14 protein-coding genes are annotated in these 13,000 nt (G+C 33.1%); 2 read left to right on the forward strand and 12 right to left on the reverse strand.

The genetic code is table 11. The annotated features are described in order from the left end of the window. Positions 1-380 precede the first annotated feature (380 nt). Complete coding sequence (gene recD2, locus CLAVI_RS02400) at positions 381-2,585, forward strand: SF1B family DNA helicase RecD2 (protein WP_194844004.1); 2,205 nt, start codon at positions 381-383, stop codon at positions 2,583-2,585. Here recD2 and metG read toward each other — a convergent pair. The 12 genes from metG to CLAVI_RS02460 are packed head-to-tail and all read right to left on the reverse strand — an operon-like array spanning position 2,571 to position 12,157. After that, a complete protein-coding gene (gene metG, locus CLAVI_RS02405) occupies positions 2,571-4,232 on the reverse strand; it encodes a methionine--tRNA ligase (protein WP_194844005.1) in 1,662 nt (553 codons plus the stop codon). The two genes, recD2 and metG, sit on opposite strands and share 15 nt — an antisense overlap. A 7-nt stretch (positions 4,233-4,239) precedes the next feature. Further along, positions 4,240-4,455, reverse strand: coding sequence for a hypothetical protein (locus tag CLAVI_RS02410; RefSeq protein WP_194844006.1), 216 nt, complete (start codon positions 4,453-4,455; stop codon positions 4,240-4,242). After that, positions 4,445-5,056 (reverse strand): guanylate kinase, encoded by a 612-nt coding sequence (gmk, locus tag CLAVI_RS02415; protein ID WP_194844007.1) that lies wholly within the window; start codon positions 5,054-5,056, stop codon positions 4,445-4,447. Before gmk ends, CLAVI_RS02410 begins: the two co-directional genes overlap by 11 nt. A gap of 5 nt (positions 5,057-5,061) precedes the next feature. Continuing rightward, the gene (locus CLAVI_RS02420) at positions 5,062-5,958 is read right to left on the reverse strand and encodes an endoribonuclease YicC domain-containing protein (RefSeq protein WP_194844008.1); all 897 of its coding nucleotides are present in this window, start codon (positions 5,956-5,958) and stop codon (positions 5,062-5,064) included. A 27-nt stretch (positions 5,959-5,985) separates the two neighbouring features. Continuing rightward, positions 5,986-6,645, reverse strand: a complete 660-nt coding sequence (rnhB, locus tag CLAVI_RS02425) for a ribonuclease HII (protein ID WP_194844009.1) — start codon at positions 6,643-6,645, stop codon at positions 5,986-5,988. Then, positions 6,635-7,039 carry a 50S ribosomal protein L19 gene (gene rplS, locus CLAVI_RS02430; protein WP_194844010.1) on the reverse strand — a complete coding sequence of 135 codons (405 nt, stop codon included), beginning with the start codon at positions 7,037-7,039 and terminating at the stop codon, positions 6,635-6,637. The genes rnhB and rplS overlap by 11 nt, the downstream gene beginning before the upstream one ends. Further along, complete coding sequence (trmD, locus tag CLAVI_RS02435) at positions 7,023-8,150, reverse strand: tRNA (guanosine(37)-N1)-methyltransferase TrmD (RefSeq protein WP_194844011.1); 1,128 nt, start codon at positions 8,148-8,150, stop codon at positions 7,023-7,025. Before trmD ends, rplS begins: the two co-directional genes overlap by 17 nt. Beyond that, positions 8,150-8,488, reverse strand: a complete 339-nt coding sequence (gene rpsP / locus CLAVI_RS02440; protein ID WP_194844012.1) for a 30S ribosomal protein S16 — start codon at positions 8,486-8,488, stop codon at positions 8,150-8,152. The genes trmD and rpsP overlap by 1 nt, the downstream gene beginning before the upstream one ends. Beyond that, on the reverse strand, positions 8,488-9,807 hold the full coding sequence (locus CLAVI_RS02445; protein ID WP_194844013.1) for a signal recognition particle protein: 1,320 nt from the start codon (positions 9,805-9,807) through the stop codon (positions 8,488-8,490). The genes rpsP and CLAVI_RS02445 overlap by 1 nt, the downstream gene beginning before the upstream one ends. Before the next feature lie 53 nt (positions 9,808-9,860). Continuing rightward, positions 9,861-10,718: a peptide chain release factor N(5)-glutamine methyltransferase gene (gene prmC, locus CLAVI_RS02450; protein WP_194844014.1), complete on the reverse strand. Its 858-nt coding sequence runs from the start codon at positions 10,716-10,718 to the stop codon at positions 9,861-9,863. Continuing rightward, complete coding sequence (gene prfA, locus CLAVI_RS02455) at positions 10,715-11,779, reverse strand: peptide chain release factor 1 (RefSeq protein ID WP_194844015.1); 1,065 nt, start codon at positions 11,777-11,779, stop codon at positions 10,715-10,717. Before prfA ends, prmC begins: the two co-directional genes overlap by 4 nt. 33 nt (positions 11,780-11,812) lie before the next feature. Continuing rightward, entirely contained in the window at positions 11,813-12,157 is a 345-nt protein-coding gene (locus tag CLAVI_RS02460; RefSeq protein ID WP_194844016.1) for a type B 50S ribosomal protein L31, read from the reverse strand. Positions 12,158-12,215: 58 nt separating this feature from the next. Between CLAVI_RS02460 and CLAVI_RS02465 the strand changes: the two genes are divergently transcribed. Then, positions 12,216-12,977 (forward strand): hypothetical protein, encoded by a 762-nt coding sequence (locus tag CLAVI_RS02465; RefSeq protein ID WP_194844017.1) that lies wholly within the window; start codon positions 12,216-12,218, stop codon positions 12,975-12,977. Positions 12,978-13,000: the final 23 nt, after the last annotated feature.

The raw sequence follows: 13,000 nt of genomic DNA on the forward strand, positions 1-13,000 counted from the left end.
AAAACCACATATTTCGAAGAGAATTGGAGAGCTTCGAATGGATGATTAGATAAAACACCTCTTTGTAACATTTAAGCTTGGCGGAATTTTCAAACAAAAAACGTTTTTTTATTACTTTTTTAAAGCCTTTAAAAAAATAGTATTTGTTCCTTCACGGTTATTTTTATCGATTACGATTTATATTTGTTTTTTATTAATTCTTTTCTAATTTATTTAACAATCATTTATCAAAAAAAAAATTTTTAATAATAAATAAAAAGATAAAAACAATATTAATAATATGATTTTTTAAATGCTTATTAGTATTCTGAATAGATTCAGAAGGATAGAATCTGAGCATAAGATTCCTTTTTTAATCTTTCTTACCTTAAACTGATTTCATGGAACAAATATTTGGTTATATCGATCACCTTGTTTTTAAAAATAATGACAATGGTTTTACGGTTGCAAAACTTAAGCAAGCTGGAAAAAAAGAACTAGCTACCATAACTGGAAATCTTGATGGGATAGAACCTGGAGAAGAATTACGGTTACAGGGAGATTGGGTAACAACAGCTCCTCATGGAAAACAGTTTAGCGTTCAAAGCGTGCGTGCAGATGCACCCAAAGATGAGCCTGCTATTTTTAAATATTTAACTTCTGGAGCATTTAAAGGTATTGGCCCCTCATTTGCTTCTAAAATTATTGCTCGTTTTGGTAATGATACCTTAAAAATTATTGATGAAAACCCTCAAATACTTAGTGATATCCCTGGCTTAGGAAAAAAACGTTTAGAAGGAATTATTGATTGTTTCTCTGAGCAAAAAGCTTTTAGAGATTTGATTTTTTTTCTACAAAATTATGATATTAGTAGAAATACAGCTCGTAGAATTTTTAAAATTTTTGGAAATAAAGCTGCTGAAAAAATCAGAGAAAACCCTTTTTCACTAGCCAGAAATATTCCTGGCTTTGGCTTTAAAACTGCTGATACAATAGCCTATAAGATTGGTATTCTTTCTGACTCATCTATTAGGATCCGTGCTGGTATAGAATTTGTTCTTATCTCAATGAGTGATGATGGACATACCTGCTGTCCACAAAATTTACTAATCGAAAAAACACAAGAAATGCTGTCTGACCAAGAAACCTGTGCTCCCTTGATAGAAGCCTCTCTTATTTTGACATATATTGACGCATTGATCTTTGATCAACGATTATTTAGAGCTGATCTAAACGAGGAAGCCACTATCTGGCTTAAAGGATTTTGGCTTTGTGAACAGGGCATTGCTGCTGAGATGAAACGTATTGAGCATGCTGAATCACAATTACGAACAATAGACCATGACAAAGCCATTAAATGGGCAGAGGAAACATTAAAAATAGATCTGGCTGACTTACAAAAAATTGCTGTTTCTCAATCCTTATCAGAAAAAATACATATTATTACTGGGGGCCCTGGAACAGGTAAAAGTACAGTCACCAAAGCAATCATACGAATTACAGAAAAACTTTCGCGCTCTATTATTTTATCTGCTCCTACAGGTAGGGCAGCTAAACGTATTACAGAAATTACTAGAAGAAGAGCTTCTACAATTCATGGATTACTACAATATGATTTCAGAGAACGCTCTTTTAGAAAAAATAAAGAACACCCCTTAGTATGTGACTTAATCATCATTGATGAAGCTAGTATGATAGACACTGCTCTAATGTATCATCTTCTCAAAGCGATCCCTTCTAATACACGATTAATATTTATTGGAGATATTTACCAGCTCCCTAGCGTAGGACCTGGAAATGTTCTTAAAGATCTTATAGCTTCTAAAAGTGTTTCTGTTACACATTTAACAGAAATTTTCCGCCAAGCCCATGATTCCCGAATTATCGTTAACGCACACCGAATAAATTCAGGTCTTTTCCCTGACTTTTCTCCCCAAGACAAATGTGACTTCCTTTTTTATAAACATGCAGATCCACAAGAAGCCCTAGATTTTATTGTTGAACTAGCCTCTAAAAAAATCCCTGCTCGTTATAACTTTGATGTATTTGATGATATTCAAATCCTCTCTCCAATGAAAAAAGGAATTTTAGGAATTACCAATTTAAACAAAGCATTACAACAGACAATTAACCCTCAAACTTTTTCTCTTATAAAAAATGGAGAAAAATTTTCTTTAGGTGACAAGGTCATGCAAATGAAAAATAATTATAATAAAGAAGTCTTTAATGGTGATATTGGGCGTATCTCTTCATTAGATACCGAGAATCGTATGGCAGTTGTTTCATTTGATGATAAACAAATTCCTTATAATTTTTCTGAATTAGATGAATTATCTTTGGCTTATGCAACCTCTATTCATAAATACCAAGGAAGTGAAAGTACCTGCGTTATCATACCTGTCCATACATCTCATTTCATGATGTTACATAGAAATTTACTCTATACAGCAGTAACTAGAGGTCGTAGATTAGTGGTATTAGTTGGAATGGGAAAAGCAATTGCTATTGCTGTATCTAGGGATGGATTTAAGCAACGCAAGACTGGATTAGAAAGTGCTTTGCAGGCTAAAACTATTCCTATTGATCCATTATTACAAATTAATTAATTCTTCTTCTTCAACACGCTGGAACAAAATATTAACCTCAGCAATAGAGTACTCATGCTTTAAAGCATGCTCTATCATTTCAGACCATTTTATATTTTTGATACTATCTGATGATCCAATCATATTAAAAATTTTCTCAGCAGTTTCTGGCATTACAGGAGCTGCTACAAAAGCCATAATTTGCTGACACACTAAACAACAAGACAGAATTTTAACAACCTGGTTATGTTTGTCTGAATCTTTGATTGCTTTCCATGGAGCAGTTGAATCAAAGTATGCATTCCCTGATTGCGCAATCTCCATCAAAGCCGCCATGGCTCTTCTTAAAGAATATTCTGCATAGGCTGTTTCAGCTTTCTTTACTAAGCCTGTTATTAAATCAATAAAAATACGATCCCGAGCATCCAAACCTGAATCTAAAGAAAATTTCTTAAATCCATTTTTTTTAGCAAAAGAAAGTACCCGGTTTATGAAGTTACCAAATTTTCCTACTAATTCAGCATTACAACGCATTTGAAATTCTTTAAAAGTAAACTCTGAATCAGAAGTTTCTGGCGCTCCTGCTGCTAGCATATATCTAATTTGATCCACATGAAAATGAGATATAATTGCATTACAATCAATCGATTGATTAGTTGCAGATTTACTAAACTGTTGTCCAGAAAATTTATAAAATTCATTAGCAACAAGATCATCTACAATTTTATAAGAAAGCTTTTGCCCTTTAAGCATAGCAGGAAAGAACAGCGCGTGAAAAGGAATGTTATCTTTGCCAATAAATTGCACATATCGTGTAGAGAGATCATGCCAATAATCTTTCCATTTGTCTGGAGCGTTGTTTAAAGATGCCCATTCTTTAGTAGCTGAAATATAACCAATAGGTGCATCAAACCATACATAAAAAACTTTTCCTTTTGCTTCTTCTAATGGAACTGGTATTCCCCATTCCAGATCTCGAGTAATAGCTCTTGGTTTGAGATCTTGAGCAAATGAAAGAGCAAAATTTTCTACATTCACCTTCCATTTTTTTTCTTTTACCATACTCAACAAAAAATCTTTAAATAAGTCTAATCTTAAAAACCAATGGACACTTTTCTTTTTCGTTAAAGGATTTCCTGTTATTTTGGAAACAGGATTTTTTAAATCTATAGAATCATATGAAGCTCCACAATCAGTGCACTCATCCCCACGAGCTTCTGGAAATCCACATAATGGGCATGTACCCATGACATAACGATCAGCTAAAAAACGATTCTCTTCTTCTGAAAAGAGATGTTCATCTTCTTGTGCTTGAATAAAACCTGCTTCATGAAGATTTTTAAAAAAATCTATAACAACAGGTGGATGAAAAGAGGTAGTAGTACGAGAAAAATGATCAAAATGAATATTGACTTTTTGAAAAAAATCTTTATGTAATTGATGATATTTTTCAACATAATCAACTGGAGAAATGCCTTCTTTTTCAGCATTTAATGTAATCGCTACACCATACTCATCAGATCCACTTATAAAAAGTACATCCTTTCCTCGTAATCGCTCAAAACGAGCATAACAATCAGCTGGTAAATAAGCCCCAGCAAGATGGCCAAAATGTAATAAACCATTAGCATAGGGCAGTGCAGCTGTAATTAAAACTCTTTCTGTCACCTGTAGCTTAGTCCTTTATGCTAGAACTAATGATATCTGTATTTTCTGTAGCTGAAACGCCAATCATAAGAGTTGCTATGACTTCAACCGCAAGGTTTGAACCCAAAGTTTCTCCACGACTTACTTTTGCTTTTGCTTGCAAAATCGCATGATTTACTAAAGTAAATGGACTTTCAAATTTTTTATTCAAAAATTCGTTAGTGATATATTTTTTAGTTCCCATTATTAGCCTTTCCTTGTTTATGACCTTCTGCGATAAAAATACTTCGCAAAATTTGATAAGCTTTTTCTAAATTTGAATTTTCCACATAATAATCATAAGCTGCAGCAGCTCGGATCTCATATGGAGCATGATTTAATCTGAGCAATAACATTTCTGATTGCTCTGTATTTCTTGCCAATAAACGTCTTTTTTGCTCTTCAATAGAGGGTGGTGCTATAAAAATAGTGACTACTGGCATTGCTTTTTTTATAGCTAATGCTCCTTTTACATCTAGTACAGCAACAACATGTTTATTTTTATTCAATATACGAAGAATCTCACCCTTAAGCGTACCATACTTAGCGCTGAAAAGATAGACTGTTTCTATAAACTCACCTTCTTTTTCTCGTTGAGTGAACTCTTCTTCTGAAAGAAAGTAATAATTTAATCCTTCTTTTTCTCCATTACGAGGAGCTCTTGTAGTACATGAACAAGTTTCTTCTAAATCCAGAGAAAATTCCTTTAATAACATAGCTGTTAATGTTGATTTCCCTGTTCCAGCTGGAGCACTTATCACAAAGATTTTTGGGTTCTTAGAAGAACCAAACAATCCAGTTTTCATTTATATTACTCTATATTTTGAACTTGTTCTTTAATTTTTTCTAATTCCAGTTTAGCATTAATTACCAAACAGACCATCTTGGAATCAGAAGACTTTGAACCTACTGTATTAAATTCTCTAAGCAACTCCTGAATCAAAAATTCACAATGCTTTCCTTTAACTTCTTTTAATGAAGTTAAAACATTTTTTAATAAATCATCTAATTGCTGCAGCAAGAGCTCGATTCTTACTAGTTCTTCTGTAATATCACCTTTATCTAATAAAATGGATAACTCTCGAAAAATTTTTAAATCTATTTCATTAGTAAGTACAGATAATTCTTTACATTTATCTTCGAGTTTTTTTTGAGCAATAAGCTTTAATCCTACCACACCATCCACAAGAGATTTCTGAATTTTTTTTAAAATCATTACTCGTAAAATTAGATCTGAATATAACGCATTTCCTTCTACACTCTTAGAAATCACAAATTCTTTAACAGCTTGCTTTAATGCTTCATTCAACAAAAAAATGATCTCTTCTTGTTGATGAATTTCTGTATCTTGTACATTTGTATCTGCGACCTTTAGTACTAAGGAATAGGGGACTGCTTCTGTATAACCTAAGGAACTTGAAAGGTATTCTAATCCTTCCTTAATTTTTACAGATAGCTGTAAGTCAGGTAAACTAAGGTTAGTCTTTACCATAAGACCTGGAGACCACTTGACATACACCTGTACTCCACCTCTTCCCAAATGATCAGTTAAAAATCGGCGTAAAATTAATTCATGAAATAGACAAGAATGAGGCATATGAAAAACTATATCTAAATGCCGTCGATTCGTTCCTACTAACTCAATAGTAACTGAGCCATATTCTGTGCTATGAATACCACGTCCATAAGCAGTCATACTTTTTAACATAGTATTCTTATTGTATTGCTTCAATCTTTAAGATCCTTTCATTAATAAATGATTTTTTAAAGAAGCAATAACTGGGGCAAAAGATAACCTATGTATTTGAGAGGGGCCTTTTTTATCCAATGCAGCACGATGTACAGCTGTGCCATACCCCTTATGGCAAGCAAAAGAATATCCTGGATAAAGATCATCATAAGCTATCATAATAGCGTCTCTGGTTTCTTTAGCAATAATAGAAGCTGCTGCAATACATTGGACATGAGCATCTCCCTTGATCATTTTTTCTCCTGGTAAAGAATCAAGCTCAAGCAATAATCCATCAGTAAGTAAATAATCAGGAATTATTTCAAAACATCTTACAGCTTGTCTCATAGCTACTTTAGTAGCTTCTAAAATATTAATTTTATCTATTAGCTCCACACTTCCAATACCAATTCCATAAGAAACTCCTTCATGCGAACGAATTTCTTCAAAGAGTTGACGTCTTTTCACAGAAGATAACTGCTTACTATCATTAATATTTTTGAAATAAATTCCTTGAGAGATCATACACGCTGCTGCAACCACAGGACCTGCCCAAGGACCTCGTCCTGCTTCATCAATACCAGCAATATATGTAAATCCTTTTTTTCTTAAAGCTTCCTCTTTAAAAGCAAGCTTTTTAAGGCGAATAAATTCACTATGCTCCACGTTGAGCTTCTTGAGCTTCTTTGGCTAACATTTCTCTTTCAGAACGAGCGACAATTCTTTCACGAACACGGGCAGCTTTTCCTGTTTTACCTCGTAGATAATACAATTTAGCACGCGCAACCTTACCACGTTTAATCACTTCCATGTTGACAACTTTTGGGCTATGTAAAAGAAAAGATTTCTCCATTCCTTCACCATATGCAACTCTATGCAAGGAAATTGTTTCACTAATTCCCCCACCTTTACGTGAAATAACTGTTCCTTGAAAAACCTGTACTCTTTCCTTACCACTCTCACTAATACGAGTAGAAACTTTAAGAGTATCACCTACTTGAAAAGATGGTATTCTTGTTTTACAATATTCTTTTTCTAATTCTTTAATTAGATTGCTCATAATTATTTTCCACTATTTTTAATATAACTGCCCACTGATAGCCATCTGGATCTCGAAAAAATATTTGCTTTCGAGAGCCACAAATATCTAAAACTGGTTTTATTTTACATTTTTTCTGTAATAATGAGCACAAATAAGCAAAATCTCTCTGATTTCCTAGATTTATCACTCTTATTACACTATCTGAAACTACCTTTTCTTCGCTTTGCTTCAAATGCAGCATTCCTACTGTACCAAACACAAAAGAAATTTGATCATCCTTACTTTCTATGAAATGAAACCCAAGAATTTTTTCATAAAAATTTTTGCTATGCGCAAGGTCTTTTACAAATAGGACAACTCCTTCAAAAGAAAATTTTGTATCTTTGATACTTTCTAATTTCTCATTATGAAAAGCATTTAAACAAAAACTAAAATATAAATCTGGCCTCTCTCGAGAAGTTTTTTCTATCGCTTGTTGTTTTCTCCAAAGAACAATTTCTTTATGATTACCCTCCAATAATACAGCTGGAACTGTCATTCCATCGATCTCTACTGGACGAGTATAATGAGGAGCATCAAATAATCCATTTTCAAAAGAATCTTCTTTTACTGCCTCAACATTTCCTATTACTCCTGGAACAAAACGTAATAAAGCATCAATAACTACAATCGATGCAAGTGCTCCATTTGTTAAAACATAATCACCAATACTCACTTCTTCATCAACTTCTTTTATCCGGACCCTTTCATCAATGCCTTCATAGTGGCCACAGATAAAAATCAAATGAGGTTTTAAAGCCAATTCTTTAGCCTTATTGGCATCAAGAAGTTTACCTTGTGGAGACATCAAAACAACATAAGAATCATCTTTTTTCAATTCTGAAAGTACAGCAAGTAATGGTTCTGGCTTTAAAATCATACCAGGACCACCACCATAAACTCTATCATCCACTTGACGTTGTACACCTACTCCATACTCACGAAGATCATGATGAGTAATACTCACTAATCCAGCTTGCTTAGCTTTAGATATAATACTATGGTCAAAAGGACCTTGAAAATAATTTGGAAACAAAGAAATAATTTCTATCTCTATTTCCAGTTGATTACTTTTTTTTTCTTTGGTCACTACTCTGCTGATTTTCTAGCTCTATAAGCTCTACGTTGCAGACATTTTTTACGTCGTTTTTCTGCAATACGTTGTTGATATTCTTCTAGAACTTTTGGAGCACCTTGTTTAACTAAAAAAGTTGCTTTTTCTGTTAATTCAGCACCCTGCACTAACCAGTAAAGTATTCTATCTCCCTTAACATTCAAAGTAGCCTCAGGAGCACTTTGATATGGGTCATACCATCCTAGTGTTTCCAAGTATCTTCCATCCCGAGGAGATCGACTTTCACTTAAAACAAGGCGATACACTATATGATTTTTTCTTCCCTGCTGTCGTAATCGAATCTTTAAAGCCATTACCTAAATCCTCCCATCATTTCCTTAATTTTTTCTTTACTTAAGCCGCCTTTAAAAAATTCTTTAGACTGCTTCATAAATTTTCTTAATTTATTAAATTCTGAAACATGCACACCACTTCCTTTAACTATTCGTCGTATTCGCGAATCTGTTAATGGAACCTTCTCTTGCCGCTCTTCTAACGTCATCGATAAAATCATGGCTTCAGTATGTTTCATTTCTTTTTCTGTTTCTTCAACAGATCCTATCATTCCAATAGGCATCATACGCATTAACTTCTTTAAAGGACCCATTTTTTTAAAGCCCTGCATCTGATTTAAATAATCTTCATAAGTAAATTGCGCTTTTACTAATTTTTCTTTGATAGATTCTCTATCTTCTTTAACAAAGCATTCTTGCGCAGTTTTTTTGAAATTAATTACATCTCCAAAACCTATAAGACGCTGTGCTAAGGATTCTGGTTCAAAGAACTGTATATCATCATGATGTTCTCCAAAACCTTCTAATTTAATTGGTTTTCCTGTTTCTGCTGATACTGAAAGGGCAGCTCCAGGTTTTGCTTCACTGTCTGTCATTGTTAAGATAAAACCAGAAATATTCACTTTTTTATCAAATTCTTTGGCGGTATTAACAGCGTCTTGACCATGAGAAACATTAAGTGCAAATAAAACTTCATGTGGATTAATGATTTTCTTAATGCCCTGTAATTCACTCATTAAGGTTTCATCTACATGCAATCTTCCTGCAGTATCTACTAAAAGAACATCATAATTTTCTTCAAAAGCTTTTTTAAAAGCTTTTTTTGCCACATCAAATGGCCTCATAGATTGATCAGGCGAGCAAAAATCTATATCTATTTCTTTTGCTAATACTGATAACTGATCAATAGCTGCAGGCCTTTGTAAATCACAAGAAACTATAAGGATTTTTTTATGCGGATTTTCTTTTTTTAATAACTTAGCTAATTTTGCAACATGAGTTGTCTTACCAGTACCTTGCAACCCACATACCATGATAACAGAAGGCATAGCATTCAAATACAATGCTCTATTGCCATGATCAACAAGGGCTGTAAGTTTATCATGAACAAATTCAATAAAACGTTCTGATGAAAAAAAATGTCCTAGAGCAATTTCTTTATTAGCTGATTGAATTAATTCATTTATAAATTTATCAACTAATTGATAGCTCATGTCAGCATCTAAAAGCGCTACTTTGATTGCCTCTGAGGCACGAAGAATTTCATGCTTTGCTAGACGCGAAGAACGTCCCAAAACCCGAAAAACAGAAGAGAATTTCTCAGCTAAAGAGCGAAACATGATAACAAAAAAGACCAGAGTATTCTAAAAAAACAAGAGGTCATAAGATTACATCAATTTTTTATCATATTCAAGGAAAAAAATCTGTCATTACCAGACCAATCTTTAAAAATTTGACCAAAATATTTTTTCCTAGAAAATATTTTTTTTACCCCCTCCCCTTGCTTAGATCCAATCTCTAACCACAGCTCTCCGTCATCCATTAAATAAGAAGAAAAAGAATTTGCTATCTTTGCATAAAATCCAAGTCCATCTAATCCTTTTCCAACTAAAGCTTTTTTAGGCTCATAATCTCTTACTTCAGGCATAAGATTACACCAATCTTTTTCTGTTATATATGGAGGGTTACATATAATAAAATCACAGCTACGACCCTGAAAAGGAGCAAATAAATCCCCTTCAAAAATTTCTACATCTACATTATTAATTTTTACATTTTGATGAGCTATTAATATGGCCTTAGAACAAATATCAGATATAGATACCTTTGTATGAGGTAATTTTTTTTTAACTGCTATTCCTATACATCCTGAACCACAACAAAGATCCCAAATTATAGGTTCTTTTTTAGAACTTGCTACAATTGCATTACAAAATTTTTCAATAAAAATTTCAGTTTCTTGCCGAGGGATAAGCACTGCTGGAGAAAGAAGAATTTTCACTCCATAAAAGTTTATTTCTCCTTCTATGTAAGATAAAGGCTCTCTATTACCTCTACGAATAATTTGTTGTTCATATTGATCTATAATGGATTGATCAGCTTCTTGAAATTGAATATGAAAAGAAAAATTTGATAATGAACATTTAAGCAAACCAGTTAATAACAATCGCGCATCTCTTTCAGAAAATGGAACATTTTTTTCTGTTAAAATTGCTATTCCTTTTTTTAAAAGATCTGAATATGTGATCATTCAGTAAGCTTTTGATTATAAAAATGACTAACCAAAGTCTCAGTTAGTACAAAAAGATCTCCTTGCATTACTCTATCTAAACTATACAATGTTAAATTAATTCTGTGATCTGTAATACGATTCTGAGAATAATTATAAGTACGAATCCTTTCAGAGCGATCTCCACTTCCTACTTGCTGGGCTCGTAACGCAGCTTCTTGCTTGTGCTTTTTTGCTCTTTCAGCTTCTGCTACTCTTGCCTTTAAAATACGCATCGCTTTGTCTTTATTTTTATGCTGACTGCGTTCATCCTGACAACAAACCACTACACCTGTAGGTAAATGAGTAATTCTTACTGCAGAATCTGTCACATTAACGTGCTGTCCACCTGCTCCTGAAGAACGATATGTGTCTATCCTTAATTCTTTTTCATCTATAACAATAGCTTCTTCTTCACCCGGCTCAGGAAGAACCGCTACAGTAATTGCTGAAGTATGAACTCGACCTTGAGCTTCAGTTTCAGGAACTCGTTGTACTCGATGAGTCCCTCCCTCATATTGAAGAAATCTTTTTACTTTAGGGCCTGAAAAAACCATAATACATTCTCTAAATCCTTTCAGATCAGACGTATTTGCAGACAATGTCTCATATTCCCAGCCTCTAGCAGCTGCATATAATTGATACATTCTTACGCAATTACCAACAAAAAGAGCAGCTTCATCTCCTCCTGTTCCAGCACGTAATTCCATGATGATATTCTTATCATCATCTGGATCAACAGGGACTAAAAGATTTTCAAGTTTACCTTTGAGAATAAATTCTTGCTCTTTGAGTTGAGCTATTTCTTCTTCTAGATAAGAAATAAGATCAACATCTCTCTCTGCCTTTAAATCAATAACATCATCTTCATGCTGCTTAGAAATTTTTTCATATTCATCAAAAACAGATTTTAATTCAGATAGAAAAGAATGCTCTTTAGCGAGTGCTTTATATTGAGTAGGGTCATCAAAAGCGCCCTGTAAAGCAAGTAGTTTTTCTACTTCTACAAGACGCTCCATAAGAAGCATGATTTTTTTATTCATTAATCAGGCTGACCCTTTAAGTTAATTTATTTATTAACCTTTCTTTTTAGGAGATTTTTTAATCTTAGTGTTTTTTTTAGCTTTTAATGCTTCTGATGCCTCTTCTTGAGCTGCATCTGCTGTAATAATTTCTTGTTGCTTTTTTGCATAACGCTTCATAAATTTATCCACTCTACCTTCTGCATCAACAAGTTGCTTACTACCAGTGAAAAAAGGATGAGAAGCTGAAGAAATACTGACATTACATACAGGATATTCTTCTCCTTCAAATGTTTCTCTATTTGAAGTAACTAACGTAGAGCCACAAATAAATCTATAGCCTGTCGAAGAATCAACAAAAAGAACTTTCCTGTATGAAGGGTGAATTTCTTTCTTCATAAAAACCTTATCTCCGGTAAAAACATACTTAGGTAAAAATATAACCCCTCACAATTTAATGCAAAAAATAGAAAAGTGCAAGAAAAATGACGAGGATCAAGCTCCTTTTTTCCAGTATTTTGGACGACTTCTGATCTTCTTCTCTTTTCTGTCTATCATATCACTAAATTTAAACTCTTCAGAGATTACTGTTACTCCATCTTTTTTTAATTTAAAAAAAAATATACTTAAATCTGCGCATGGATCTTACATAGTTTTATCTCATAAATCTCATGCTTTAATCTTACTTTGCTCTATAGGAGCAGATCAGCGATTTTTTTTAGAAGAGTTTATTGTCGCTTTAAATTCGTCTTATTATGATTCCCTTTCATGGAATGAAGTTATTCAAATGGGAGTTCCTCATCATATTTCCTATACTTTATCAGAATTTGATCTCATCACAGAAAAAAAAAATAATATTAATTTTTCTGAATTGACACCTTTTGAAGACTCTCTGATCAATACTCTCCTAGAAATAAAATTTAAACCAATCCCTGAAAATGAAAGAAAAAAAGTTCAAACCAAAACTTTTCTAAAAAAAAATTGGCAACCTCGGTATATTGAAAATGGTCATCTTATTGAAAGTACACTTTCACAGGCTTTTCGTTCTCTAAAAGAAAACAATCATCATGACAAAGCGAAGCCTTCTATAGAAATTTATTTACCTAGCAATAATTCAACTTTTTTTCCTATCTTCATAGAAATTATTAAAGATGGACGCCATATTAAAATTCGAGCTCTCGATAGTGGTATTGTCCCTACTTATGACGCTAATTTATGAATAAAAAAGTGTTTTTTATCAAA

The organism is Candidatus Clavichlamydia salmonicola (genome assembly GCF_015356765.1).
Classification (GTDB): domain Bacteria; phylum Chlamydiota; class Chlamydiia; order Chlamydiales; family Chlamydiaceae; genus Clavichlamydia; species Clavichlamydia salmonicola.

Bases quoted from the DNA above. Each gene is read 5' to 3' on its own strand.
- recD2 (WP_194844004.1), top strand. From the start codon at position 381: ATGGAACAAATATTTGGTTATATCGATCACCTTGTTTTTAAAAATAAT.
- CLAVI_RS02410 (WP_194844006.1), bottom strand. From the start codon at position 4,455: ATGGGAACTAAAAAATATATCACTAACGAATTTTTGAATAAAAAATTT.
- gmk (WP_194844007.1), bottom strand. From the start codon at position 5,056: ATGAAAACTGGATTGTTTGGTTCTTCTAAGAACCCAAAAATCTTTGTG.
- CLAVI_RS02420 (WP_194844008.1), bottom strand. From the start codon at position 5,958: ATGTTAAAAAGTATGACTGCTTATGGACGTGGTATTCATAGCACAGAA.
- rplS (WP_194844010.1), bottom strand. From the start codon at position 7,039: ATGAGCAATCTAATTAAAGAATTAGAAAAAGAATATTGTAAAACAAGA.
- rpsP (WP_194844012.1), bottom strand. From the start codon at position 8,488: ATGGCTTTAAAGATTCGATTACGACAGCAGGGAAGAAAAAATCATATA.
- CLAVI_RS02445 (WP_194844013.1), bottom strand. From the start codon at position 9,807: ATGTTTCGCTCTTTAGCTGAGAAATTCTCTTCTGTTTTTCGGGTTTTG.
- prmC (WP_194844014.1), bottom strand. From the start codon at position 10,718: ATGATCACATATTCAGATCTTTTAAAAAAAGGAATAGCAATTTTAACA.
- prfA (WP_194844015.1), bottom strand. From the start codon at position 11,779: ATGAATAAAAAAATCATGCTTCTTATGGAGCGTCTTGTAGAAGTAGAA.
- CLAVI_RS02460 (WP_194844016.1), bottom strand. From the start codon at position 12,157: ATGAAGAAAGAAATTCACCCTTCATACAGGAAAGTTCTTTTTGTTGAT.
- CLAVI_RS02465 (WP_194844017.1), top strand. From the start codon at position 12,216: ATGCAAAAAATAGAAAAGTGCAAGAAAAATGACGAGGATCAAGCTCCT.